This is a genomic window from Hansschlegelia quercus (genome assembly GCF_004310425.1).
GTDB classification, from domain to species: domain Bacteria; phylum Pseudomonadota; class Alphaproteobacteria; order Rhizobiales; family Methylopilaceae; genus Methylopila; species Methylopila quercus.
On sequence record NZ_SIUB01000002.1, the window covers coordinates 193215 to 217648 of the forward strand.

The window sequence follows — 24434 nt, forward strand, 5'->3', positions numbered from 1 at the left end:
GGGTCAAGCGCTTGCCGCCTTGAGCTTCGCGAAAGCGGCCAGCGCCCGATCTCGCGCGACGTAATGGTCGACGATCGGCTCGGGATAGGTCTTGCCGAGCGTCACGCCGGCGGCCCGCATTACCTCGCCGGGCGCCTCCCAGGGCATGTGGATCCATTTGGCCGGCAGCTTCGACAGCTCGGGCACGAAGGCGCGGACATAGTCGCCGTTCGGGTCGAACTTCTGCCCCTGCAAGGTGGGATTGAAGACGCGGAAGTAGGGAGCGGCGTCTGCGCCGGAGCCCGCCACCCACTGCCAGCTCGCGGCGTTGTTGGCGTGGTCGGCGTCGACCAGCGTGTCCCAGAACCAGTCCTCGCCGTCCCGCCAGTCGATCAGCAGATCCTTGATCAGGAAGGAGGCGACGATCATCCGCACGCGGTTGTGCAGCCAGCCCGTCGTCCAGAGCTGGCGCATGCCGGCGTCGACGATCGGATAGCCGGTAAGCCCCTTGCGCCATGCGCGCCGGTGCTCCGGCTTCGGGGGGCTCCACGGGAAAGCGTCGAAGCGCTCCTGGAAGTTGCGCGTGGACAGGTCCGGGAAATGGTGGAGCAGATGATAGGAGAACTCGCGCCAGCCGAGCTCCGTGCGGAACTTCTCGACGTCCCGCGACGTCGCCATGCCTTCTTCCTTTGCGCGCTCGACCGCATGCCAGAGCTGGCGCGGGCTGACCTCGCCGAAGCGCAGCCGCGGCGACATTCGCGAGGTCGCCTCCATGTCAGGGCGATCGCGGTTCTCGGCGTAGCCCTTGAGGCCTTCCTCCAGAAAGCGTTCGACCGCCTCCACCGCGCCAGTCTCGCCCGGCGTCCAGACCTCGCGCAGGCTGCCGGCCCAGTCCGGCGTCGTCGGCTCAAGCCCGAGCGCCTCGATCTCCACGCCGCCGAGCGTCGGGCCTGCGATCACGTCCGCCTTCTTGGGGCGGGGGAGGGGCGCCGCCGGCTCGCCCATCGTGTTCGCCGCGCGCCAGTAGGGCGAGAACACCTTCAGCGGGCCTCCCGTCTTGGCTTTCACCTCCCACGGCTCGCGCAACAGCGAGGCGTTAAAGCTCTCGACGCGCACGCCCTTGGCTGAGAGCTCTTCCTCGACCGCAGCGTCGATATTCGAGAGATCGGCGGAATACCGCCTGCTCCAGAACGCGGCTTCCGCGCCGGCCTCTTCGGCGGCCTCGGCCACCATCGTCTTCGCGGAGCCGCGGCGGACGGCGAAGGGCAGGCCGATTTTCGTGCAATCGGCGGCCAGCGATTTCAGGGACTGCGCGAGCCACCAGCGAGACGCTGCGCCGAGCGCGCGAGGCCCAGGCGTGGCGTCATCGAAGATGTAAAGGGCGGTGACCGGAAGCCCGGACGTCAGCGCTGCGGTGAGCGTGGGATTGTCGCCCAGCCGAAGGTCGTCTCGAAACCAGACGAGAGCGCTCCGCCTGGATGTAAGATGAGAAGTGATCGGTTTCGTATCGGATCGCATACGCGGTCGATACGCCCCAACGCAGGAGGCGGATCATCCGACAATTCCGGCCCCGCGCCGTTCAGGGCGACGCGTTCACGCCGAAGACCGACTGATCTGAAGGAAAACTGGCTCCCCGGGCAGGATTCGAACCTGCGACAACTCGATTAACAGTCGAGGGCTCTACCGCTGAGCTACCGAGGAACAGGGGGCTTGGCGTCGACCGCCGCCCCGAGCGCGGTGCGTATAGCAGAGGGTTTGCGACCGCGCCACCCCGTTTTCGACCCTTGTCGAGACGCTAGGCGGCGGGCCGCGGCGGGGCGGGGAGACGGCGCAACTGCTCGCGGCCGACCCATGCAGCCCAGCGCGCGAGACGACCCAATCCGCCGACATAGCCGTAGTCGCGCAACGCCAGCAGCATGAAGAAGAGCTCGACCCGGCGCGGCGTGGTGCGTCCGTCGAGATGGGCGCGCGTGAACATCGGGATGCAGAGGTCCCCGACATGGCCGAAAGCAAGCGCCTCCTTGAGCGCGAGCGGCGGAATCTCGAGCTGGAAGTGCCCGGTGGAGGCGCGGCGCTCCAGCCGGCCTTTCCGCGGATCGAAATGCAGCGCGAGGTCGCCCGCGGTCACGCCGAACCCCCGCGGGAACAGCGCGAGGAGATAAAGCCGGAGTTCGCGAAGCTGCGCCTCGAGTCGGTCGAGGTCGGACTGGTCCAACGTGACGGCGGCGTTCTCGCGCTCCTGTTCGGCGATCAGCCCGCGTGTCTCGGCCGTGTCGTGCGGGTCGTAAGCGGCGGGGTCGCGAGAACTCGCCTCGCCCGTGGCGAGGTCGAGGCGTGTATAGGGCGGATGCAGCTTGGCGCTGCGGTCCTTCCAGTGCTCGCGGAGATCGGCGAGGCCGACCTTGTAGGCGTTCGCCCATTCGGTGTCGGAGCGGCGGAAGGTGGACTGGCTGGCGAACGGCATGAAGTCGGTCGCGCCGATCCGTCGGCAGGCCGCGCGGGCGGCGCGCACGAACTGCGCCTTCGACGTGCGCTCAAGCCGTCCCCCGTCGACGAAAAAACTGTTCGCAGGGCTCGCGGGCGAGTGGCTTCTCAGCACGACGCAGCGGCGTTCGGGAGCAGCGTCACGCAGGCGCTTCAGCTTGGTGAAGACGCGGCCGTCGGGCTTGGCGTCGTTCAGGTCGAAGATCAGCGCGTCAGGCGTCGAGAGGATCAGGATCGAATCGTTGTTCCAGATCGGCAGGCTCATCGCCGAGACATCGTGGTCGAGCGAAACCCACTCAGCCGACGGCAGTCGGCGCACGCGAAAGCCTTCGCCCTTCAGGAAGGCGTCCATCCCCATCTCGAGGAAGTCGGGAACGAGGATCTCGGGACCGTCGGGCCCCAGCAGGCGGAGGCTCGGCGGGTGCAGGTGATCGGGATGCTCGTGCGTCAGATAGACGTAACGCGCGCGCTTCAGCGTCGCGATCTCGGCCGGGGAGGGATAGTTCTCGATCCACCAGCTCCGCCAGTAGCAGGAGCCGGTCAGCCACGGATCGGTCAGCAGGATCGGGTCTTCGCCTTCGCGTGACAGCGCGAGCGTGGCGTGGCCCAGGGTCTCGAGGATCATAGCTCGCATCCGCCGGAGACGAAGGGTGGAGTCATGCCCCGATCAGCGAGGGCCGCGCAACCACCGTACCGCGGGAAGTGGAGGCCACGCCCGGAATCGAACCGGGATACAAGGATTTGCAGTCCTCTGCGTAACCACTCCGCCACGTGGCCCCGTGAGCGGGGCGTGGGGCCTGACGGCTCCTCGACCCCCGGCTATTGCGGGTGGGCGCTCTCCATAGCCTGCGCCTTCGCGCGCCGCAACCGCCGCCCCCGCGCTTGCCGCTTGCCACCGGATGGCTGCTGGCGCAGAAGTTCAGCAGATTAAGGCGGGTGTCCCGCCGAAGAGCGGAGCGCCGGGCATGACGGATTTCGAGCGGCTCAGGCACGGCATGGTCGACGGGCAGATCCGCGTCGCCGACGTCACCGACCGTCGCGTGCTCGCGGCCTTCCTCAGCGTCCCGAAGGAGCGATTTTGCGCGCCGGGCCAGGAAGACCTCGCTTATCTCGACCTCTCCATGCCGCTCGGCCCGGCGGGGCGCGCCTCGCTCGAACCTCGAACGCTCGCCAAGCTCGTGCAACTTGCCGATCCGCAACAGGGCGAGACGGCGCTCGTCATCGGGTGCGGCCGGGGCTATTCGGCGGCGATTCTGGCGGGGCTCGTGTCCCAGGTGGTCGCGCTCGAATGCGATTCCGGGCTCGCCTCCGCCGCCCGCGCAGCGCTCGGCGATCTACCGAACGTCGTCGTCGAGGAAGGGCCGTTGCCCGAAGGCGCGCCGGGCTCCGCGCCCTTCGACATGATCTTCGTCGACGGCGCGGTGGTGGACGGTTACGAGGCGCTCGGGGCGCAGCTCAGCGCTCACGGCCGGATGGTGGCGCCCGCGGGGTTCGGCCGCGCGACCAAGGCGACCGTGTTCCGCAAGGCGGGGACCGGGCTTTCCACAGCCCAGGCGTTCGACGCTGGCGGACCGCTGCTGCCGGGCTTTGAGGCCCGAGAGGCGTTCGCCCTCTAAATCAAATTCTCGCGTCTGTTGCCTCTTTGCGCCACCCCCCGCCCAAGTCGTCGGCTGCGTCCTCGTCGTCATTTCCACGGCGTCGACGGACGGGTAGCCTAATGGAGGGACGCATGGACTCTGGCGGCGACGCGCCGCTTAAGACTGCGGTGTTAAATTGATGTCTTTGCGCGTTTCACTTCGCGGCGCTGGCGCCTTGTGCGTGCTCGCCGGCTTTCAGTTGGCTCTGGGACTGGGCGGCGCGGCGAACGCGCAGTCGCTCGAGGACGCGCTGGCTCGCGCCTATATGGCGAACCCGACTCTGAATGCGCAGCGCGCCCAGGTCCGGGCGACCGACGAGCAGGTGCCGCAGGCGCTGTCGGGCTACCGCCCGACTGTCACGGTGACGGCGGATGTCGGCCGCGCCCGCACGACACAGACCACGCAGACCGAGGCGGAGAACCTTGGCGGCCTCGCTATACCTGCCACGAAGACCAAGACGACCGACAACAGCACGCCGCGCGGGGCCGGCATCACGGCCGATCAGACGCTGTTCGACGGCTTTCGCACGTACAACACCGTGCGCTCGGCCGAATCGAACGTGTTGGGCGCCCGCGAGCAACTGACGAACAGCGAGCAGAACGTCCTGTTCGACACCGCGCAGGCCTATATGGACGTGCTGCGCGACTACGCGATCCTCGACGTCCGGCGGAACAACGTCGACGTGCTGAAGGAAGAGCTCCGCGCCGCGACCCAGCGTTTCGAAGTCGGCGAGGTGACGCGCACCGACACCTCGCAGGCGCAGGCCGCGGTCGAGGGCTCCTACACCGCCGTCAGCCAGGCTGAGGCGCAGCTCAACACCAGCCGCGCGACCTATCGCCAGGTCGTGGGCGAGGAGATCGGCCGTCCGCGCGCCGCGCGCTCGATCGACAAGCTTTTGCCGAAGAGCCTGAACGAGGCGATCAATCTCAGCCAGGCGCAGCACCCGGCGATTCTCGCCGCGTTCCACGGCGTCGACGCAGCGAACCTCCAGATCCGCGTCTTCGAAGCCGACCTCTACCCGCAGGTCGGCCTTGAGGCCGCGTTCCAGCGTCGCTACGATTCGAGCAGCCAGATCACGCGCACCACGGACGCTTCGGTCGTGGGACGGCTGACTTTCCCGATCTATCAGGGCGGCCTGGTCTCCTCGCGGGTGCGGCAGGCCAAGGAGACCGCCGGACAGCGCCGCCTCGAGGCCGACATCTCGCGTGATCAGGTTCGGCAGGCGGCGGTGTCCGCCTGGGGTCAGCTCCAGTCTGCGACATCCCAGATCCAGTCGGCGCAGGCGCAGATCAAGGCGAACCAGACAGCCCTGAACGGCGTGCGCGAGGAGGCCAAGGTCGGGCAACGCACCACCCTCGACGTGTTGAACGCGCAGCAGGCGGTGCTGAACGCGCGGATCACGCTGATCCAAGCGCAGCGCGACCGCGTGGTCGCGGCTTACGCCCTGATGTCGGCGGTCGGCTGGCTCACCGCGAGCCGTCTCGGCCTCGCCGCGGCGCGTTACGACCCGAACGCGCATTACGAGCAGGTTCGCGACAAATGGTACGGCCTGCGCACGCCCGACGGGCGCTGAGTCGCGACGCTTCCAGCCTGTGGGCGAAGCCGGCGGACGCCTTGCCCGTAGGCCTGCGCGCGCCGATAGTTAGCGCTGCACGAGGGCCGGAGTCCTGAAGTGATTCGTCACGTCGGCGGCGGCCTGCGTGACGAGCGCCAAGGCGGCCTGCGACGCGACGGAGAGCGTATGAGCACTGCCGCCAAAGCCCACGAACCGACGATGGAGGAGATTCTGGCCTCCATCCGCCGCATCATTTCCGACGACGAGCCAGGACAGTCCATGGCGCCGAAGCCTTCGACCGCGAAAGCCGCTGAGCCGGAAGCCGCGCCCGAGGTGGACGCGATCGACGCCGCCGAGGCGCTCGGCCAGGACGACATCGACGCGATGTTCGCCTCCTTCGATGCGCCCGAGCCGCCGAAGGCCAAGGCGCCGGAGCCCGCGCCTGCGGAGCGTGCGCCCATCGTCCCTGCGCCTGCTGCGCCGGCGGCGGAAGACGACATCGACGTGTTCGAGCTGACCGAGGACATGGCGGAGGCGCCGTTCTCCCCGCCGCCGCCTCCCCAGCCTGCGCCGGTCGCAAGGGCGCCCGAACCCGCTGCGCGGCAGGAGCCTGAGCCGCGTTGGGAGGCTCCCGCCCCGGCGCCGTCTTACGCCTCCGCGATAGAGGACCGGCTGCTGTCGAACGCGACGAACGACGCCGTAACCGGCGCGTTCGGGGCGTTGACGAATACGATCCTCGCGAACAACGCCCGCACGCTCGACGACATCGTGAAGGACATGCTGCGCCCCATGCTGCGCGCCTGGCTCGACGACAATTTGCCGCCGCTGGTCGAGCGCCTGGTGAAGCAGGAAATCGAGCGCGTGGCGCGAGGCGGGCGGTAGTCGAAGCGTCGCCCTCGCCTCGCTCTCCCGGCCGCGGCCTCTGGCTCGACCTCTCAAGACAGGATGTCATCCTCCGGCTTGACCGGAGGATCCATCTCGGGCGTCAGGCTCGGGGATCGACATAGATGGTCCGGTCAAGCCGGACTATGACGACTGTTTCTGGTGCGCCCGGCCATGCCAGGCTCGCGCAGCGCGTCGCCGCTCGCCCTTAACCCTGTTCGGCGTGGGCGCCTTGCTTCGCCTGACATTGACACCCCCCACGGGGGTGGGCTTCAACGCGGCCTCTTCTCCCGCGTTCAAGGCTGCGTGTCCGCAATGCTCGAAAAGACCTATTCGCCGGCCGAGATCGAGCCGCGGATCGCCGCGCGCTGGGACGAGGCCGGGGCGTTCAAGGCCGGCGCGGGCGCGGAGCCTGGCGCAGAGCCCTATTGCATCGTCATTCCGCCGCCGAACGTCACCGGCTCGCTCCACATGGGGCACGCGCTGAACGACACGCTGCAGGACATCCTCGCGCGCTTCGAGCGCATGCGCGGCAAGAACGTGCTGTGGCAGCCCGGCATGGACCATGCCGGCATCGCCACACAGATGGTCGTCGAGCGCCAACTCGCCGAACGCCAGCAGCCCGGCCGGCGCGACATGGGCCGCGAGGCCTTTATCAAGCGGGTCTGGGAATGGAAGGCGGAATCAGGCGGCACGATCTTCAAACAGCTCCAGCGGCTCGGCGCCTCCGCCGACTGGTCGCGCGAGCGCTTCACGATGGACGAGGGCCTTTCGCGCGCGGTCGTGAAGCTGTTCGTCCGCCTCCACAAGGACGGGTTGATCTATCGCGACAAGCGGCTGGTGAACTGGGACCCCAAGCTGCTGACTGCGATCTCGGACATCGAGGTCCAGTCGGTCGAGGTGAAGGGCCATCTCTGGCACCTGCGCTATCCCGTCGAGGGCTCCGACGAGTCGATCGTCGTCGCCACCACGCGGCCGGAGACGATGCTGGGCGACGCCGCGGTCGCCGTTCATCCGGAAGACGAGCGCTACAGGCACCTCGTCGGCAAGCATGTCATCCTGCCGCTCGTGGGCCGGAAAATTCCGATCGTCGCGGACGAATATTCCGATCCCGAGAAGGGCACCGGCGCAGTCAAGATCACGCCTGCGCACGACTTCAACGACTTCGAGGTCGGCAAGCGGCACGGGCTGCCGCTGATCAACATCCTGACGCCGGATGCGCGACTGTCGCTGCTCGGCAACGAGGCCTTCCTGAACGACCTGCCGGCGTCGGTCGATCTCGACCTTCTGATGTCGCTCGACGGGCTTGATCGCGAGACGGCGCGCAAGCGCGTCCTGGCGCTGATCGAGGAGCTGGGATTGCTGGTCGAGACGGAGCCGCATGTTCATCAGGTCCCGCACGGCGACCGCTCGGGCGTGGTGATCGAGCCTTATCTGACCGACCAGTGGTACGTTGACGCGCAGAAGCTCGCGGTCGACGCGATGGCGGCGGTGCGCGACGGGCGCACGCGCTTCGTGCCGGAGAACTGGTCGAAGACCTATTTCGACTGGATGGAGAACATCCAGCCCTGGTGCGTGTCGCGCCAGCTCTGGTGGGGGCATCAGATCCCGGCGTGGTTCGGCCCGGACGGCGCGAACTTCGTCGAGGAGACGGAAGCCGAAGCGCTTGCCGCCGCCGAAAAGCATTACGGCGCGCCGACCGCCCTGACCCGCGACGAGGACGTCCTCGACACCTGGTTCTCCTCCGCGCTCTGGCCGTTCTCCACGCTCGGCTGGCCGGACGAGACGCCGGAGCTCAAGGCCTATTACCCCAACGCCGCGCTCGTCACGGGCTTCGACATCATCTTCTTCTGGGTCGCCCGGATGATGATGATGGGCCTCTACGTGATGAAGGAGGTCCCTTTCCGCGACATCTACATCCACGCCCTCGTCCGCGACGAGAAGGGGGCGAAGATGTCGAAGTCCAAGGGCAACGTCATCGACCCGATCGAGCTGGTCGATGCCTATGGCGCCGACGCTTTGCGCTTCACGCTGGCCGCAATGGCGGCGCAGGGCCGCGACGTGAAGCTCGCCCGCGCCCGCGTCGAGGGCTACCGCAACTTCGCGACCAAGCTCTGGAACGCCTCACGCTTCGCGGAGATGAACGGCTCCGTCCCGGTCGCGGGCTTCGACCCGAAGACGGCGACAACGACGCTCAATCGCTGGATCCTTGGCGAGGCGGCGAAGGCGACGGCCGAGACCACCGCCGCGATCGAAGCATACCGCTTCAACGAGGCGGCCGCCGCGGTCTACCGCTTCGTCTGGAACGTCGTCTGCGACTGGTATGTCGAGCTCGCCAAGCCCGTGCTGCAGAGCGAGGACCAGGGCGCCGAGGCGATCGAGACCCGCGCGACGCTGGCCTTCATCCTCGATCAGTCGGCGAAGCTGCTGCACCCCTTCATGCCGTTCGTGACCGAGGAGTTGTGGGCCGCGCGGGCCGCCGAGGGCGGCCGCGACGGGCTGCTCGTGCTTTCCCGCTGGCCGGAACTCGCCGGCCTGGGCGACGCGGAGAGCGAGGCCGAGATCGGCTGGCTGGTGGAGCTCGTCACCGAGCTCCGCTCGGCGCGCGCCGAGATGGGCGTGCCTCCGGGCGCCGCGCTGCCGCTGGTTCTCGTCGGCGCCGACGAGGCGCTGAAGGGCAGGGGGACGCGCGCCGCGCCGACGCTCGCGCGTATCGCCCGCGTGTCGTCCGTGACCTTCGCCGAGACGCCTCCCGGCGAAGCGATCCAGCTACTCGTGCGCGGCACGGTCGTCGCGGTGCCGCTTGGCGGGGTCGTCGACATCGCGGCCGAGCGCGGCCGGCTCGCCAAGGAGCGCGACAAGACGGTCGTCGAGATCAAGCGGATCGACGGCAAGCTCGCCAATGAAAGCTTCGTCGCCCGCGCGCCGGAAGAGGTCGTCGAGGGCGAGAAGGAGAAGCGGGCGGCTTACGAGGACCGGCTGGCGAAGATCGAGTCGGCGCTGCGCCAACTCGGGGGAGAGATTTAACCCCTTCGAGGAGAGAAGGGGCAGACCGCCTCCAAACCTCAGCGCCGTGCGATACAATGCCGATCGGGGCATGCGGGAGTTTGTGTCAGTGATCTTCAGCCGTCGCGATACGGTCGCGCTCATCGGGGCAGGCGGCGCGGCGCTCGTCGCTCCCGTCGCAGCGAACGCGCAGAACCCAGCGGTCATCTTCGACCACGGAATCGTCATTGAACGCGCGCGCCAGCTCTCGCAGCAGCCGTTCCAGCCGCCTTCGACGGAGCTGCCCAAGGCGCTAAGCGAGCTGTCGTTCGACGCCTTCCGCGCCATCCGCTTCAGGCCGGAAAAGGCGTTCTTCGCCAAGACGAAGAGCGACTTCCGCATGCAGCTGTTCCACCGCGGCTTCCTCTACAAGGGGGGCGTGACGGTGAACCTCGTGCGGGACGGCGTGCCGGCGCCAATCCCATACGACGCCTCGCTGTTCGACTTCGGCGAGACCAAGCTGCAGGGCCGTCTGCCGATCGATTTCGGCTTCGCGGGGCTTCGGCTGCATTACCCGCTCAACAAGCCGACCGTCGTCGACGAACTCGGAGTGTTCCTCGGCGCGAGCTATTTTCGGGTGCTGGGACAGGGCCAGCATTACGGCATCTCCGCGCGCGGGATCTCGATCGGGACGGGCGAGGCTGAGCCCGAGGAATTTCCCGAGTTCCGAGAATTCTGGGTGGAGGAGCCGAGACCGGGCACCGGCGAGCTTGTCGTCCACGCGCTGCTGGACGGGCCGTCGCTGACCGGCGCCTATCGCATGGTCATCACGCCGGGCGGCGAGACCACGGTGGCGGTTGGCTCGACGTTGTTCCCACGCAGGGACATCGCGAAGCTCGGCGTCGCGCCGCTGACGTCGATGTTCTTCTACGGCGAGAACGACCGCGCGCAATATCGCGGCTTCCGGCCGGAAGTGCATGATTCGGATGGGCTTCTCGTCTATGGCGCGAACGATGAATGGACGTGGCGGCCGCTCGTCAACCCGGAGGCGCTGCGCAAGACGTCGTTTCCCGATCCGGCCGTTCGCGGCTTCGGCCTGCTGCAGCGCGACCGCCTGTTCGAGCATTATCAGGACCTCGAGGTCCGCTACGATCTGAGGCCGAGCTACTGGATCGAGCCCCAGGGGAAGTGGGGTCCCGGTCGGGTTGAGCTCGTCGAGATTCCGACGAACAACGAGACTTTCGACAACGTCGTCGCCTACTGGGTCCCGGACGCGCAGCCCAAGGCCGGCTCGATGCTGCGGTTCAGCTATGTGATCCGTTCGCTCAAGCTCGCCGAGCGGCTGACGCCGAAGGCGCGCGCGATCCACACCTTCGTCACCGAGGCGCGCGCCTCCGGCGATCCCAATCCGGCGCCGTCGCATGTCCGCCGCTTCGTGGTGGATTTTGCGGGCGGCGAGCTCGGCTACTGGCTGGACGACCCGAAGCGGGTGGTAACGGAGACCTCCGCCTCCACCGGCAAGATCACCGCCGCCTATGTCGTGCCGAACCCCGAGATCGACGGCTTCCGGCTTTTCCTCGACCACGAGATCGGCCAGCCGAACACCGAAGCCGTATTGCGCGGAACGCTGAAGGTCGGCGAGGAAACGCTGACGGAGAGCTGGGTGTTTCCGTGGGTGCGGAAGGAATGAGGGAACGCGCCGCGACGCATCCCTGACATTCGTTTGCCTATGGCGGCGCGCGTGCTAAACGTCCGCGCCAACTTCCCCAACCCGCCTGCGGCAGTTTCCGCAGACGCTCGAGGGGCCGGACGCCGATCAGGCGGCGCCGGGCGCTGACGCGCACATCCGTTGCAGGAGGTTCGGCATGGCCAGGATCGACGACGTTCTGGGAAGCGAAGCCCTTACCTTCGACGACGTGCTGTTGAGGCCCGGCCTCTCCGAAGTCATGCCCGGCGAGGCGAAGCTCCATTCCCGCGTCACGCGGACGATCTCGCTCAACATCCCGATCATCTCGTCCGCGATGGACACGGTCACCGAGTCGCGCCTCGCCATCGCCATGGCGCAGTCCGGGGGGATCGGCGTGATCCACCGCAATCTCACCGACGAGGAGCAGGCCGCAGAGGTCCGGCAGGTCAAGAAGTTCGAGAGCGGCATGGTGGTGAATCCCGTCACCATCGCCCCCGACCAGACGCTTGCCGAAGCCTTCGACCTGATGAAGCGCAACGGCATCTCCGGCATCCCCGTCGTCGAGCGCGGCCCGAACGGCCGCGCCGGCAAGCTGGTCGGCATCCTGACGAACCGCGACGTGCGTTTCGCGACCAATCCGCGCCAGCCGGTCTCCGAGTTGATGACGCGCGACAACCTCATCACGGTGAGCGACGGCGTGAGCCAGGAGGAGGCCAAGCGCCTGCTCCACACCAACCGCATCGAGAAACTGCTGGTGGTCGACGACAATTATCACTGCGTCGGCCTGGTGACGGTGAAGGACATCGAGAAGGCGGTCGCAAACCCCAACGCCAACAAGGACGCGCAGGGGCGTCTCCGCGTCGCCGCCGCGACCACCGTCGGCGACAAGGGCTTTGGGCGCGCCGAGGCGCTGATCGACGCCGGCTGCGACCTGATCGTGGTCGACACCGCGCACGGCCATTCACAGCACGTGCTCGACGTCGTCGCCCGCATCAAGCGACTGTCGAACGAGGTCCAGATCGTCGCCGGCAACGTCGCGACCGGCGAGGCCACGCGCGCGCTGATCGACGCGGGCGCCGACGCGGTCAAGGTCGGCATCGGGCCGGGCTCGATCTGCACCACGCGCATCGTGGCGGGCGTCGGCGTGCCGCAGCTCACCGCCATCATGGAGGCGGTCGAGGTCGCCAAGGCCGCCGATACGCCGGTGATCGCAGATGGCGGCATCAAATATTCCGGCGATCTCGCCAAGGCGATGGCCGCCGGCGCCGACGCCGTGATGGTCGGCTCGCTGCTCGCAGGCACCGACGAAAGCCCAGGCGAAGTCTACCTCTACCAGGGCCGCTCCTATAAGTCGTATCGCGGCATGGGCTCGGTCGGCGCGATGGCGCAGGGGTCCGCGGACCGCTACTTCCAGGCCGAGGTCAACGACCGGCTCAAGCTCGTGCCGGAAGGCATCGAGGGGCAGGTGCCCTACAAGGGCCCAGTCGGGGCCGTGCTTCACCAGCTCGCAGGCGGCCTGCGCGCCGCCATGGGCTATGTCGGCGCCGCGACGATCCCCGAGCTGCACGACAAGGCCAAGTTCGTCCGCATCTCCGGCGCGTCGCTGCGCGAAAGTCACGTCCACGACGTGACGATCACCCGCGAGAGCCCCAACTATCCGAGCATGGTGTAGGCGGAAGCGTCGCCAGCCGGACTTCGACCATCGACCTCTTGGTCCGTCAGCCGGGCGGCCTGTTTATTCCGTCCCGTTGAGAGGCCCACATGACCCTTCCCGCCGTCCTCGCTCCCGTCTTCGCGCAGGCGCTTCTGACCTTCGTGCTGCTGTTCTGGATGGGCGGCGTGCGGACCAAGGCCGTACGCGCGAAGGCGGTGGAAGTGCGGCCGGGCTCGCAGCGGAACTATGGCTGGCCAGCCAAGGCGCAGCAGGTCTCCGACGCCTATCACAACCAGTTCGAGCTGCCGGTCCTGTTCTTCGCGCTGGTCCCTCTCGTGATCATCACGCGCAAGGCGGACTTCCTCTTCGTGCTTCTCGCCTGGGTGTTCGTGGTTCTTCGCTGGCTGCACGCCTTCGAGCACACGTCGAAGAACCGGCTAAGAATCCGCTTCGGACTGTTCGCTGCGGGGGCGATCGTGCTGTTGATCATGTGGGCCGTGTTCGCGGTGCGCATTCTTCTCGCAGCCGAAATCTGAACTCATGACGCCAGCCGCCCACGCCCTCGCCGCGATCGAGGTCCTGACCGAGATCGTCGAGCGTCACCGGCCGGTCGCCCAGTCCCTGAAGGATTGGGGCGGCGCGCACCGTTTCGCCGGGTCCGGCGACCGCGCCCGCATCGCGAGCCTCGTCTACGACGCGCTTCGTGCGCGCTCCTCGCTCGCGTGGCGGATGGGCGCGGACAGCCCTCGCGCGCTCGTGCTCGGCGCGCTCGCCTTCATCCGCGGCGCGGAGCTCGATGCGCTCGGCGCGTCGTTCGCCGCAACCCCGCATGCGCCGGCGCCGCCGTTCGAGGCCGAGCGCGCAGCGATGGCGACCGGCTCGCTCGACGGCGCTCCCGCACATGTCCGCGGCGACTATCCCGATTGGCTCGACGCTCCGCTCGCCCGCGTCTTCGGAGACGCAAGGGCGGAGGAGGGCGCGGCGCTCAGTCAGCGCGCGCCGCTCGATCTCCGCGTCAACGCGCTGAAAGGCGACCGGGAAAAGGCGTTGCGGTCGCTCGCCCATCTGAAGGCCGAGGTAACGCCGCTGTCGCCCTTCGGCGTGCGCGTCCCGCTCACGGACGACGGCCGCGGACCACCGGTGCAGGCGGAGCCCGCCTATCAGAAGGGGCTGGTCGAGGTTCAGGACGAGGGATCGCAGATCGCTGTGATGATCGCTGCGGCCGCCCCCGGCGAACAGGTCGTCGATCTTTGCGCGGGCGCTGGCGGCAAGACGCTTGCGCTCGCCGCCGCCATGAACAACCGCGGCCAGATCTACGCCCATGACAGTGACATCCGCCGGCTCAGCCCGCTGAACGAGCGGGCGACGCGCGCAGGCGTGCGCAACCTGCAGATCCGCAGCCCGCGCGGCGAGGCAAACGTGCTGGCCGATCTTGAGGGCAAGGCCGACCTCGTTCTCGTCGACGCGCCCTGCACCGGCGCCGGCACATGGCGGCGCAATCCGGACGCCAAATGGCGCATGCGGCCGACATCGCTCGAACAGCGCATGCTCGAGCAGGACGCCGCGCTTGACGTCGCGGCGCCGCTGGTCAGGCCAGGCGGGCGCCTGGTCTACGTGACGTGCTCCTTGCTGATGGAGGAGAACGAGGATCGGCTCGCGGCCTTCATCGCCCGGCATCCGGAGTTTCGGTCCGCTCGGGCCGTCGAGGCGGCGGTGGGCGCCGGCGCGCCGGTGCTGGGCGCTTATGCGAACGCCGCCGGCGACGCCCTGCTGCTTAGCCCCAAGCGCTCGAACACCGACGGCTTCTTCATCGCCACCCTCAGGCGGACTTGACCCACGGCTCGCCGGGTCCATTTCGGGTCCAAGGCGGCGGAGAGACGGTTTATGCGCGGGATCAGCGGGCTTCTTCAGATCATCGGCCTCGTGGTCGTGCTCGTCGCAGGGTACTGGTTCTATTACGTGAACTGGGGAACCAGCTCGAACGACCGGATCGCCGCCACGATCGCGCCCATGCTGCCGACGCCGTTCCGCGACTGGGGCTGTGGCAAGCTCGCTGGCCGCCTCGGCGCGACCGAGGCCCCCACGTTCTGCAGTCCTGTCGCGAACAGCGCGCCGGCGCCGACGCCGGAAAGCGGCGGACGACTCTGATCGCAGGTCGGATTATCGACGGGACGCGCGTTCTCGCGCGTTGCGGCCTGTGGTTCGGCGGAGTACGTCACTCGCCATGACCGCCGACCAGACGCACGACCGCATCCTGATCATCGATTTCGGGTCTCAGGTGACCCAGCTCATCGCGCGCAGGGTGCGAGAGGCGGGCGTCTACTGCGAGATCGTGCCGTTCAATCTCGCGGAAGAGGTGTTTCCCACCTATGGCGCGAAAGGCGTGATCCTGTCCGGCGGTCCGGCCTCGGTCGCCGAGACCGGGACGCCCCGCGCGCCGCAGGCGGTGTTCGATAGCGGCGTTCCCGTGCTCGGCATCTGCTACGGGCAGATGACCATGGCCGAGCAGCTCGGCGGAACGGTCGAAAGCGGGCATCACCGCGAGTTCGGACGCGCGGACCTGAACGTCGTCGCGCCGTCTCTGCTCTTCACGGGGGTCTGGGAGGACAAGAGCAAGAACGTCGTGTGGATGAGCCACGGCGACCGCATCACGCAGATGCCCCAAGGCTTCCGCATCATCGGCATCTCCGAGAACGCGCCCTACGCCGCGATCGCGGACGAGACCCGGCATTATTACGGCCTGATGTTCCATCCCGAGGTCGTGCACACGCCGCAGGGCGGCAAGGTGCTGAAAAACTTCGTGCGCAACATCTGCGGCTGCGCGGGCGACTGGTCGATGGCGGCCTATCGCGATGAGACGATCGGGAAGCTGCGCGCCCAGATCGGCCAGAGCCGCGTCATCTGCGGCCTGTCGGGCGGTGTCGATTCCTCCGTCGCCGCGGTGCTGATCCACGAAGCGATCGGCGACCAGCTGACCTGCGTGTTCGTCGACCATGGCCTGATGCGCAAGGACGAGGCGACGCAGGTCGTGGGTCTCTTCCGCGACCACTACAACATCCCGCTGGTCCATGTGGACGCCAGCGACACCTTCCTCTCCGCGCTCGACGGCGTGGACGACCCCGAAGTCAAGCGCAAGACGATCGGCAAGCTGTTCATCGACGTCTTCGAGGCCGAGGCCGAGAAGATCGGCGGCGCGGACTTCCTCGCGCAAGGCACGCTCTACCCGGACGTCATCGAGAGCGTGTCGTTCTCCGGCGGCCCCTCGGTCACGATCAAGTCGCACCACAATGTCGGCGGTCTGCCCGAGCGCATGAACATGAAGCTCGTCGAGCCTCTGCGCGAGTTGTTCAAGGACGAGGTCCGGGCGCTTGGCCGCGAGCTTGGCCTGCCTGAGACCTTCGTCGGACGCCACCCCTTCCCGGGTCCGGGCCTCGCGATCCGCTGCCCCGGCGGCGTCACCCGCGAGAAGCTCGACATCCTGCGCCAGGCCGACGCCGTCTATCTCGACGAAATCCGCAAGGCGGGGCTCTACGACGAGATCTGGCAGGCCTTTGCGGTGCTGCTGCCGGTGAAGACCGTCGGCGTGATGGGCGACGGTCGCACCTACGAATATGTCGTGGCGCTGCGCGCCGTGACCTCGGTCGACGGCATGACGGCCGACTTCTTCCCCTACGACATGAACTTCCTCGGCCGCGCGGCGACCCGCATCATCAACGAGGTCCGCGGCGTGAACCGCGTCGTCTACGACGTGACCTCAAAGCCGCCCGGCACGATCGAGTGGGAATAGGACGAGGCGATCTCTTCGTCGGAACCGCGGGCTGGAGCGTGGCATCGCGCTATGCCGAGGCGGTTCCGGGGCCGGGAACGCATCTCGAGCGCTACGCCCGCCGCCTTAACGCCGTGGAGATCAACTCGTCCTTCTACCGGGCGCACCAGCACAAGACCTATGAGCGCTGGGCGCAGTCGACGCCTGAGGGTTTCCGGTTCTCGGTCAAGGTTTCGAAGGCGATCACCCACGAGCGTGCGCTGGTCGACTGCGCATCTCTGATCGACGCGTTCGCGTCGGAAGTCGCAGGCCTGGGCGAGAAGCTCGGCGTGCTGCTGGTCCAGCTTCCGCGATCCTCGAAGGCCGACAGAGCGACGGCGGGGGACTTCTTCGATCAATTGCGCGCTGTCGGCGACGCCACGATCGCGTTCGAGCCTCGCCACGACGACTGGTTCACGCCCGAGGCCGACGAATGGTTGGCGGAACGCCAGATCGCGCGCGTGGCGGCGGATCCCGCGCCTGCGCCCGGCGCGGACGAGCCGGGCGGCTGGGGCGGCTTGCGATACTATCGCTGGCATGGCTCGCCGCGGCTCTATTACTCGGATTACGACGAGGCGGCGCTCGTCTCGTTGCGCAAACGGGTAGAGGAGGATCTCGCGACGGCGCCGGCCTGGTGCGTCTTCGACAACACCGCCTCCGGCGCCGCGCTCGGCAATGCGCTGACTTTCACGGGATTATAAACCGCGACGTCGCGAATGGCGCGCCTGCCGGGCGCGAGTCTGTCTATAGTTGTGCGATGCTCCCGCCTGCGACCTCCGCGCTCGGCGTTCTGAGCGCTTACACGGAGGCGGAACGCTCATGGTCACGATCTACGGAATCAAGAACTGCGACACCATGAAGAAGGCCCGGGCCTGGCTCGACAGCCGCGGGGTCGCCTACGCCTTCCACGATTACAAGGCGTCCGGGATCGACGAAGCCACCCTCTCCGGATGGGCGAGGAAGGTAGGCTGGGAGGCGCTGCTCAACAAAGCGGGCACGACGTTCCGCAAGCTCGACGACGCCCAGAAGCAGGGGCTCGACCAGCGCAAGGCGATTGCGCTGATGCTCGCGGAGCCGTCGATGATCAAGCGCCCGGTGATCGACGCCGGCGGCGCGCTGATCGTCGGGTTCAAGCCGGAAGATTACGGCAAGGCGTTCGGCTGAAGAGCGTTGCGCCTCACTGCGTGATGACGATCCGCGCGTTGCCCATGCCGTATTGCTGCACAAGCCGGTAGAACGTCGCTGCGGCCACCGGATGAAGCCGCACGCAGCCATGGCTGGCGGGGCGCCCGAGCGAGCGGACATAGCCCGTAGCGTGCACGGCGTAGCCGCCGCGGAAGAACACCGAATAGGGCATCGGCGACATGTCGTACTTCCGCGAATACCACATCCTCTCCGTGCGGATCGGCCGGTAGGAGCCGGTCGGCGTGACGTAGCCGCGGCGCGCTGTGGAGACTGGCCAGGAGTAGGTCGGGAAGCCGTTCACTGAAACGTTCGCGCGCTGGCGCGAGAGGCTGATGGTCGCGACAACCGTGGCCTGAGCGAATGACGGCAGAAGAGTTGCGGCCGCGAGAGCGAGGCCAAAGGCGAAACGACGCATGACGCTGATCCCCGACGCGCCCCAACCCCGCCTCGGGCGCTGCCGAACTGTGGCGTAAATGAGGCGAGGTGTCGAATCCAGCTTGCGTCTGGCGCGCCGCTGTCGCGCCGGATAGTTAAGAGCGGCTCCAAATGAAGGCGCTCGGAATGCTCATCCTCGTACTCGGCCTAGTCCTGTTCATCGGTGGCCATCTGGTGACGCGCGCTCGCGGCGTTCGCAGCCGGCTGGTCGCGCGGGTGGGAGAGCCCGCCTACAAGGGCGCCTATGCGCTGATCACCGCGCTCGGGCTGGCGCTGATTCTGCTCGGCTGGAGATACGGACCGTTCGTCCCCGTCTGGGACCCGCCGGGCTGGACGCGGCACATACCGATCACGCTGATGTGGCCGGCCTTCGTGCTGCTCGTCGCGACCTATCTGCCGGGGCACATCCGCGCGAAGCTCAAGCATCCCATGCTCGTGGCGGTGAAGCTGTGGGCCTCCGCGCATCTCGTCGCGAACGGCGATCTCAAGAGCATCCTGCTGTTCGGCTCGTTCCTCGCCTGGGCGGTGATCGCGCGCATCGGCCTGAAGCGGCAGGAGCGGCGCGAGGGCAGGGCGCCTCAGCCCGCCTCCTGGCAGAACGACGTCGTCGCCCTCGTGATCGGAACCGTGCTCTACGGCCTGTTCGGGACCTTCCTCCACCCGATCCTGATCGGCGTTCCCGCGTTCCGCTTCTAGGCGGTCAGCCCGCCGTAAACCGTTTGCGGGCGCGGGGCGCCCTCGCTATGGTGCCGGCCCGCGTGCAAGGGCTCGATCGCTCCTGCGCGCAAAGACCCATGACCGGACGGCGATGAGCGACATCTACCACGAGATCCAGGAAGACCTGCGCCGCGACCGGCTGAAGGCGATCTGGGCCCGCTACGGAACCGCGATCGTGCTCGCCGCGGCGCTGGTGATCGTCGGCGTCGCCGCATGGCGCGGCTATGAATATTACGAGGCTCGCAAGGCCGCGGAAGCCGGCGATCGCTATGAAGCGGCGTCGCGCCTCGCCGAGGAGGGCAAGGCCGAGGAGGCCCGCGCCGCCTTCGCGGCCATCAGTGCAACCGGGCCGGAGGGCTATGCGGCGCTTGCGCGCTTCCGCGAGGCAAACGAGTTGTCGAAGACCGACAAGCCGGGCGCTCTCAAGCTCTACCAGGCGATCGCCGATAGCGCGTCCGATCCCATGCTACGCGACGCGGCGCGCACGCGGGCGGCCTATCTTGGCGTCGACGCAGCCGGGCTCGACGAGGTGAAGCGCCTCGCGGAGCCGCTCGTCGGTTCGAACGAATGGGGCACGCTTGCCCGCGAGGCGATCGGCCTTGCGGCCTACAAGGCGAACGACGCCGCTGAGGCGCGCAAGCAGTTCGAGGCGATCGTCGCGGACGCCGACGCCCCCGGCGCGACCCGCCAGCGCGCGGACCTCATGCTGTCCGTGCTTCCGCCGGCCGCCGCCGCCGAGGCTCCGGCCAAACCGATCAATTGATCTAGCCTGCCCGCGCGTATTGCGGGCGCCATCGGGGACAGTATCCGTGATCGACCGTCGCTTCGCCAAACCGCTTCGTCTCGGCCTTGCCCTCCTCGTGGTGGGGAGCCTCGCCGGCTGCGACACGCTTTCCGGCATGAACCCCTTCGCCGAGAAGAAGACGCCGCTGCCGGGCGAGCGCCGCCCGGTGCCGAAGGTCGCCCCGACGCCACCCGATACGGTGCCGCAGCCGCTGACCGCCCTGCCGCTGGACGGCGCTCGCAACCTGGCCTGATCGGCCGCCTCACGGCCGCCCGGCGCGGTCCGGGCGCCGGGGAGGGCGTCATCCATGTCAGATCAAGCCGCTCCCCTCGTCGTCGTGGCGATCGTCGGCCGGCCGAACGTCGGCAAGTCGACTTTGTTCAACCGCCTCGTCGGCAAGCGCCTCGCGCTCGTCGACGACCAGCCCGGCGTGACGCGCGACCGGCGTGAGGGAGACGGCCGGCTCGGCGACCTGGACTTCCGCATCGTCGACACAGCCGGCCTTGAGCATGCCGCCGACGGCTCGCTGCAGGCGCGGATGCGCGCAGGCACCGAGGCCGCGATCGCTGAGGCCGACGTCGTGCTGTTCATGACGGACGCACGCGCCGGTCTGACCGCCGACGACGAGCGCTTCGCCGACCTCGTGCGGCGCTCGCACAAGCCTGTCATCCTGCTCGCGAACAAGGCCGAGGGCCGCGGCGGCGCGACCGCCGCCTACGAGGCCTATTCGCTCGGCCTCGGCGACCCCATTCCCGTCTCCTCTGAACATGGCGAGGGGCTCGGCGACCTCTATGACGCGCTGCAGCCGCACTTCGTCATCCCTGAGGAATATGCCGAGGACGACGAGCCGGAGGAGGGCGAGGAACCGCCGCTGCGGATCGCGATCGTCGGGCGCCCGAACGCCGGCAAGTCGACGCTCGTCAACCGCCTGATCGGCTCCGACCGCATGCTGACCGGTCCCGAGGCCGGCATCACCCGCGATTCCGTCTCAGTCGACTGGGAATGGCGCGGCCGCAGGATCCGCCTCGTCGACACCGCGGGCCTGCGCAAGCGCGCTCGCGTGGTCGACAAGCTGGAGAAGCTGTCCGTCGCGGACGCCATCCGATCGATCAAATTCGCCGAAGTCGTGGTGCTGCTGCTCGACGCCGAGGTGCCGTTCGAGAAGCAGGACCTGTCGATCGCCGACTTCGTGTCGCGCGAGGGCCGCTCGATCGTGTTCGGGCTGAACAAGTGGGATCTGGTGGAGAACCGGGGATCGGCGCTGTCGAACGCCCGTGAGGCGCTCGATCGCCTCCTGCCGCAGATCAAGGGCGCGGGTCTCGCGACGCTCTCGGCCGAGACCGGCGAGGGCGTCGACCGGCTGATGCAGACCGTGGTCAAGGCCCACGAGGTCTGGAACAAGCGCGTGCCCACCGCCGCAATCAATCGCTGGCTGGAGGCGACGCTTGAACGCCACCCGCCGCCCGCGGTTTCGGGCAAACGCATCAAGATCCGCTACGCCACCCAGGCGAAGGCGCGCCCGCCGTCCTTCGTGCTGTTCGGCACGCGGACCAGCGAGCTGCCGGATTCCTACGTCCGCTATCTCGTGAATTCGCTGCGGGAGTCGTTCGACCTGCCGGGCACGCCGATCCGGGTGAATTTCAGGGCTGCGGAGAACCCTTACGGGAAGAAGTAGGGGCGGGCGTCTCGGTGCGCGCAGGGAAGCGCGTTCTTCCCTCACCCCCGCCCGCGATAGGACGGCACGCCCTGGTCCGGGATCCAAACGCCCGCGGGCGCGTCTCCCGTCTGCCAGAACACGTCGATCGGAATGCCCCCGCGCGGGTACCAATAGCCGCCGATGCGGAGCCAGCGCGGCTTCAGGGTCTCCATCAGCCGCTTGCCGATAGCGACCGTGCAGTCCTCGTGGAACGCGCCGTGGTTGCGGAACGAGCCGAGGAACAGCTTCAGCGACTTCGACTCCACCAGCCATTCGTCCGGCACGTAGTCGATCACGAGATGCGCAAAGTCCGGCTGGCCGGTCACCGGGCAGAGCGAGGTGAACTCGGGCGCGGCGAAGCGGACGACGTAGTCGACATCGCGATGCGGGTTCGGCACCCGGTCCAGCGACGCGGTCTCGGGGCTCGCGGGCAGGCCGACGTCACGGCCCAGTTGCAGGTCGGTCATTGGAGGTGCTGCTCCTGTCAGGTCTTTGCGGCGTCATCTACGACGGATGGCCGGCCGCCGCGACCTCCGCGGCGCTTTTCCGCGCGCGCACCATGGGATAGAGCTGCCGCGCCTTAATTTTCAAAGTTGGAGCGTCCAGCGCCATGACCGCCATCGTCGACATCGTCGCCCGCGAAATCCTGGACAGCCGCGGCAACCCGACCGTCGAAGTGGACGTGACGCTCGAGGACGGCTCGTTCGGCCGCGCCGCCGTTCCTTCGGGCGCCTCGACCGGGGCGCATGAAGCCGTGGAGCTGCGGGACGGCGACACGTCGCGTTACGGCGGCAAGGGCGTGACCAAGGCGGTCGACGCCGTGAACGGCGAGATCTTCGACGCGATCGGCGGCTTCGAGGCCGAGTATCAGGTCAAGATCGACGAGACGATGATCGAGCTCGACGGCACGCCCAACAAGGCGCGGCTCGGCGCGAACGCCATCCTCGGCGTCTCGCTCGCGGTCGCGAAGGCCGCGGCGGAAGCCGCAGGCCAGCCGCTCTACCGCTATGTCGGCGGAACCTCGGCCCGCACGCTCCCTGTGCCGATGATGAACATCGTCAACGGCGGCGCGCACGCCGACAATCCGATCGACTTCCAGGAATTCATGATCATGCCGGTCGGCGCGCCGACCTTCGCGGAGGCGCTGCGCTGCGGGGCGGAAATCTTCCACGTGCTCAAGAAGCAGCTCAAGGATGCCGGTTACAACACCAATGTCGGCGACGAGGGCGGCTTCGCGCCGAATCTGAAGTCGGCGGAAGAGGCGCTCGGCTTCGTCATGAAGTCGATCGAGAAGGCCGGCTACAAGCCCGGCGAGAACGTGTTCCTCGCACTCGACTGCGCCGCGACCGAGTTCTTCAAGGACGGCAAGTACGTCTATGAGGGCGAAGGCGCCACGCGCGACCCGCAAGCGCAGGCGGAGTACCTCGCCAAGCTCGTCAACGACTATCCGATCGCCTCGATCGAGGACGGCATGTCGGAGGACGACTGGGAGGGCTGGAAGGCCGTTACCGAACTCTGCGGGACCAAGACGCAGCTCGTCGGCGACGATTTGTTCGTCACAAATGTCGAGCGTCTTTCGACGGGCATCGAGAAGGGCGTGGCGAACTCGATCCTCGTCAAGGTCAACCAGATCGGGTCGCTGACCGAGACGCTCGCCGCCGTCGACATGGCCCACCGCGCCGCCTACACGGCCGTGATGTCGCACCGCTCGGGCGAAACCGAGGACGCGACCATCGCCGACCTCGCGGTCGCCACCAATTGCGGGCAGATCAAGACCGGCTCGCTCGCCCGCTCCGATCGGGTCGCGAAGTACAACCAGCTTCTCCGCATCGAGCAGGAGCTCGGCCCTCAGGCGATCTACGCCGGTCGGGGCGCTCTAAAGGCGCTCCGCTGAGTGGCGTTCTAGCATAACGTCGGGCTCTCCGGCTAAGGGTCGCCAGGACCCGGGAGAGCCTGACGATGAACGTCCATGATCATCAACATGGCCATGATCACGACCACGATCACGGCCATGCCCATGGCGCCAGCCATGGCGGCCATGGCCACGCCCACGCTCCCGCCGATTTCGGGCGCGCCTTCGCGATCGGCGTCGCGCTCAACACCGGGTTTGTGCTCGTCGAAGCGGCTTACGGCTTCGTGGCGAACTCGACGGCGCTGCTCGCGGACGCCGGGCACAATCTCTCCGACGTGCTCGGCCTGCTCGTCGCCTGGGCCGCGGCGACCGCGTCGAAGCGTCAGCCGAGCGAGCGCTTCACATACGGGCTGAAAAGCTCGTCGATCCTTGCGGCGCTGTTCAACGCGCTGTTCCTGCTCGTCGCGATCGGCGCGATTGCGTTCGAGGCCATCCGCCGGTTCGCCGAGCCGTCGCCAGTGTCAGGCGGCGTGGTGATGATCGTGGCTGCGATCGGAATTGCGGTGAACGGCGCCACGGCGCTGCTGTTCATGAAAGGCGGCAAGTCAGACATCAACGTCCGCGGCGCCTTCCTGCACATGGCGGCGGACGCGGCGGTTTCGCTCGGCGTCGTCGTAGCAGGCCTCGTGATCCTCTACACCGGCTGGCTCTGGCTCGATCCCGCCGTCAGTCTCGCCATCGCGGCGCTGATCTTCTGGGGCACGTGGGGACTGCTCCGCGACAGCGTGACGATGTCGCTCGCCGCCGCGCCGCCGAACATGCCGATGCAGGAGGTTCTGGCCTTCCTGCAGGGCCGTGATGGCGTGGTGGAGGTGCACGACCTGCATGTCTGGCCGATGAGCACGACGGAGACCGCTTTGACCGCGCATCTCGTGATGCCGGCAGGCCATCCGGGCGACGCCTTCCTGCGGGACGTCTGCGAGGCGCTCGGCCGCCAATTCTCGATCGGCCACGCTACGCTGCAGGTAGAGATCGAAGGGGTCGAATGCCCGCTCGCGCCGGCGCATGTGGTGTGAGGCTGGCGCGCAGCTCGCTCG

Annotated in this window: 22 protein-coding genes and 2 tRNA genes; 18 read left to right on the forward strand and 6 right to left on the reverse strand. The window is 68.0% G+C overall.

Annotated elements, in window-relative coordinates; translation table 11 throughout:
• Positions 1–3 precede the first annotated feature (3 nt).
• The 4 genes from EYR15_RS04970 to EYR15_RS04985 all read right to left on the reverse strand — a co-directional run bounded on the left by EYR15_RS04970 (position 4) and on the right by EYR15_RS04985 (position 3240).
• The gene (locus EYR15_RS04970) at positions 4–1497 is read right to left on the reverse strand and encodes a cryptochrome/photolyase family protein (RefSeq protein ID WP_131001799.1); all 1494 of its coding nucleotides are present in this window, start codon (positions 1495–1497) and stop codon (positions 4–6) included.
• 108 nt (positions 1498–1605) lie between these two features.
• Positions 1606–1680, reverse strand: a tRNA-Asn gene (locus tag EYR15_RS04975).
• Positions 1681–1774: 94 nt separating this feature from the next.
• Positions 1775–3088: an MBL fold metallo-hydrolase gene (locus EYR15_RS04980; RefSeq protein ID WP_165455429.1), complete on the reverse strand. Its 1314-nt coding sequence runs from the start codon at positions 3086–3088 to the stop codon at positions 1775–1777.
• A 78-nt stretch (positions 3089–3166) separates the two neighbouring features.
• A tRNA-Cys gene (locus EYR15_RS04985) sits at positions 3167–3240 on the reverse strand.
• A 188-nt stretch (positions 3241–3428) separates the two neighbouring features.
• Between EYR15_RS04985 and EYR15_RS04990 the strand changes: the two genes are divergently transcribed.
• The 12 genes from EYR15_RS04990 (at position 3429) to EYR15_RS05045 (ending at position 17832) form a co-directional block, all read left to right on the forward strand.
• Positions 3429–4079 carry a protein-L-isoaspartate O-methyltransferase family protein gene (locus EYR15_RS04990; RefSeq protein ID WP_131001801.1) on the forward strand — a complete coding sequence of 217 codons (651 nt, stop codon included), beginning with the start codon at positions 3429–3431 and terminating at the stop codon, positions 4077–4079.
• 202 nt (positions 4080–4281) lie between these two features.
• Positions 4282–5673, forward strand: coding sequence for a TolC family outer membrane protein (locus EYR15_RS04995; RefSeq protein ID WP_245498155.1), 1392 nt, complete (start codon positions 4282–4284; stop codon positions 5671–5673).
• 507 nt (positions 5674–6180) lie between these two features.
• A complete protein-coding gene (locus EYR15_RS17365) occupies positions 6181–6537 on the forward strand; it encodes a PopZ family protein (protein WP_382239049.1) in 357 nt (118 codons plus the stop codon).
• Positions 6538–6852: 315 nt separating this feature from the next.
• Positions 6853–9564, forward strand: coding sequence for a valine--tRNA ligase (locus EYR15_RS05005; protein WP_131002388.1), 2712 nt, complete (start codon positions 6853–6855; stop codon positions 9562–9564).
• An 88-nt stretch (positions 9565–9652) separates the two neighbouring features.
• Complete coding sequence (locus EYR15_RS05010; protein ID WP_245498156.1) at positions 9653–11212, forward strand: OpgD/OpgG family glucan biosynthesis protein; 1560 nt, start codon at positions 9653–9655, stop codon at positions 11210–11212.
• 175 nt (positions 11213–11387) lie between these two features.
• Positions 11388–12881 (forward strand): IMP dehydrogenase, encoded by a 1494-nt coding sequence (gene guaB / locus EYR15_RS05015; protein ID WP_131001805.1) that lies wholly within the window; start codon positions 11388–11390, stop codon positions 12879–12881.
• Between the two features lie 89 nt (positions 12882–12970).
• A complete protein-coding gene (locus EYR15_RS05020) occupies positions 12971–13399 on the forward strand; it encodes an MAPEG family protein (protein ID WP_131001806.1) in 429 nt (142 codons plus the stop codon).
• A 4-nt stretch (positions 13400–13403) separates the two neighbouring features.
• Entirely contained in the window at positions 13404–14696 is a 1293-nt protein-coding gene (locus tag EYR15_RS05025) for an RsmB/NOP family class I SAM-dependent RNA methyltransferase (RefSeq protein WP_131001807.1), read from the forward strand.
• 51 nt (positions 14697–14747) lie between these two features.
• On the forward strand, positions 14748–15011 hold the full coding sequence (locus EYR15_RS05030; RefSeq protein ID WP_131001808.1) for a hypothetical protein: 264 nt from the start codon (positions 14748–14750) through the stop codon (positions 15009–15011).
• A gap of 76 nt (positions 15012–15087) precedes the next feature.
• Positions 15088–16650: a glutamine-hydrolyzing GMP synthase gene (guaA, locus tag EYR15_RS05035; protein WP_131001809.1), complete on the forward strand. Its 1563-nt coding sequence runs from the start codon at positions 15088–15090 to the stop codon at positions 16648–16650.
• Positions 16641–17369, forward strand: a complete 729-nt coding sequence (locus EYR15_RS05040) for a DUF72 domain-containing protein (RefSeq protein ID WP_487326345.1) — start codon at positions 16641–16643, stop codon at positions 17367–17369. The genes guaA and EYR15_RS05040 overlap by 10 nt, the downstream gene beginning before the upstream one ends.
• 118 nt (positions 17370–17487) lie before the next feature.
• Positions 17488–17832, forward strand: a complete 345-nt coding sequence (locus tag EYR15_RS05045; protein ID WP_131001810.1) for an ArsC family reductase — start codon at positions 17488–17490, stop codon at positions 17830–17832.
• A 13-nt stretch (positions 17833–17845) separates the two neighbouring features.
• Here EYR15_RS05045 and EYR15_RS05050 read toward each other — a convergent pair whose 3' ends face one another.
• Positions 17846–18268 carry a L,D-transpeptidase gene (locus EYR15_RS05050; protein ID WP_131001811.1) on the reverse strand — a complete coding sequence of 141 codons (423 nt, stop codon included), beginning with the start codon at positions 18266–18268 and terminating at the stop codon, positions 17846–17848.
• A 146-nt stretch (positions 18269–18414) separates the two neighbouring features.
• On the opposite strand from EYR15_RS05050, the gene EYR15_RS05055 reads away from it, so the two are divergent.
• From EYR15_RS05055 to der, 4 genes are all read left to right on the forward strand, one after another.
• Positions 18415–18984 (forward strand): NnrU family protein, encoded by a 570-nt coding sequence (locus EYR15_RS05055; RefSeq protein ID WP_131002392.1) that lies wholly within the window; start codon positions 18415–18417, stop codon positions 18982–18984.
• A 112-nt stretch (positions 18985–19096) separates the two neighbouring features.
• On the forward strand, positions 19097–19768 hold the full coding sequence (locus EYR15_RS05060) for a tetratricopeptide repeat protein (protein ID WP_131001812.1): 672 nt from the start codon (positions 19097–19099) through the stop codon (positions 19766–19768).
• Between the two features lie 46 nt (positions 19769–19814).
• On the forward strand, positions 19815–20042 hold the full coding sequence (locus EYR15_RS05065; RefSeq protein ID WP_245498158.1) for a hypothetical protein: 228 nt from the start codon (positions 19815–19817) through the stop codon (positions 20040–20042).
• Positions 20043–20096: 54 nt separating this feature from the next.
• Positions 20097–21464, forward strand: a complete 1368-nt coding sequence (gene der, locus EYR15_RS05070) for a ribosome biogenesis GTPase Der (RefSeq protein ID WP_131001813.1) — start codon at positions 20097–20099, stop codon at positions 21462–21464.
• Positions 21465–21505: 41 nt separating this feature from the next.
• Here the strand turns inward: der and queF are convergent, their stop codons facing one another.
• A complete protein-coding gene (gene queF, locus EYR15_RS05075; protein ID WP_131001814.1) occupies positions 21506–21952 on the reverse strand; it encodes a preQ(1) synthase in 447 nt (148 codons plus the stop codon).
• Between the two features lie 143 nt (positions 21953–22095).
• On the opposite strand from queF, the gene eno reads away from it, so the two are divergent.
• Both eno and EYR15_RS05085 read left to right on the forward strand, forming a co-directional pair.
• Complete coding sequence (gene eno / locus EYR15_RS05080) at positions 22096–23379, forward strand: phosphopyruvate hydratase (RefSeq protein WP_131001815.1); 1284 nt, start codon at positions 22096–22098, stop codon at positions 23377–23379.
• A 65-nt stretch (positions 23380–23444) separates the two neighbouring features.
• On the forward strand, positions 23445–24413 hold the full coding sequence (locus tag EYR15_RS05085; protein ID WP_131001816.1) for a cation diffusion facilitator family transporter: 969 nt from the start codon (positions 23445–23447) through the stop codon (positions 24411–24413).
• Positions 24414–24434: the final 21 nt, after the last annotated feature.

Bases quoted from the DNA above. Each gene is read 5' to 3' on its own strand.
- guaB (WP_131001805.1), top strand. From the start codon at position 11,388: ATGGCCAGGATCGACGACGTTCTGGGAAGCGAAGCCCTTACCTTCGAC.
- EYR15_RS17365 (WP_382239049.1), top strand. From the start codon at position 6,181: ATGGCGGAGGCGCCGTTCTCCCCGCCGCCGCCTCCCCAGCCTGCGCCG.
- queF (WP_131001814.1), bottom strand. From the start codon at position 21,952: ATGACCGACCTGCAACTGGGCCGTGACGTCGGCCTGCCCGCGAGCCCC.
- EYR15_RS05025 (WP_131001807.1), top strand. From the start codon at position 13,404: ATGACGCCAGCCGCCCACGCCCTCGCCGCGATCGAGGTCCTGACCGAG.
- EYR15_RS05085 (WP_131001816.1), top strand. From the start codon at position 23,445: ATGAACGTCCATGATCATCAACATGGCCATGATCACGACCACGATCAC.
- eno (WP_131001815.1), top strand. From the start codon at position 22,096: ATGACCGCCATCGTCGACATCGTCGCCCGCGAAATCCTGGACAGCCGC.
- EYR15_RS05045 (WP_131001810.1), top strand. From the start codon at position 17,488: ATGGTCACGATCTACGGAATCAAGAACTGCGACACCATGAAGAAGGCC.
- EYR15_RS05060 (WP_131001812.1), top strand. From the start codon at position 19,097: ATGAGCGACATCTACCACGAGATCCAGGAAGACCTGCGCCGCGACCGG.
- EYR15_RS04970 (WP_131001799.1), bottom strand. From the start codon at position 1,497: ATGCGATCCGATACGAAACCGATCACTTCTCATCTTACATCCAGGCGG.
- EYR15_RS05020 (WP_131001806.1), top strand. From the start codon at position 12,971: ATGACCCTTCCCGCCGTCCTCGCTCCCGTCTTCGCGCAGGCGCTTCTG.
- EYR15_RS04980 (WP_165455429.1), bottom strand. From the start codon at position 3,088: ATGATCCTCGAGACCCTGGGCCACGCCACGCTCGCGCTGTCACGCGAA.
- EYR15_RS05005 (WP_131002388.1), top strand. From the start codon at position 6,853: ATGCTCGAAAAGACCTATTCGCCGGCCGAGATCGAGCCGCGGATCGCC.
- EYR15_RS05030 (WP_131001808.1), top strand. From the start codon at position 14,748: ATGCGCGGGATCAGCGGGCTTCTTCAGATCATCGGCCTCGTGGTCGTG.
- der (WP_131001813.1), top strand. From the start codon at position 20,097: ATGTCAGATCAAGCCGCTCCCCTCGTCGTCGTGGCGATCGTCGGCCGG.
- EYR15_RS04990 (WP_131001801.1), top strand. From the start codon at position 3,429: ATGACGGATTTCGAGCGGCTCAGGCACGGCATGGTCGACGGGCAGATC.
- EYR15_RS05050 (WP_131001811.1), bottom strand. From the start codon at position 18,268: ATGCGTCGTTTCGCCTTTGGCCTCGCTCTCGCGGCCGCAACTCTTCTG.
- EYR15_RS05055 (WP_131002392.1), top strand. From the start codon at position 18,415: ATGCTCATCCTCGTACTCGGCCTAGTCCTGTTCATCGGTGGCCATCTG.
- guaA (WP_131001809.1), top strand. From the start codon at position 15,088: ATGACCGCCGACCAGACGCACGACCGCATCCTGATCATCGATTTCGGG.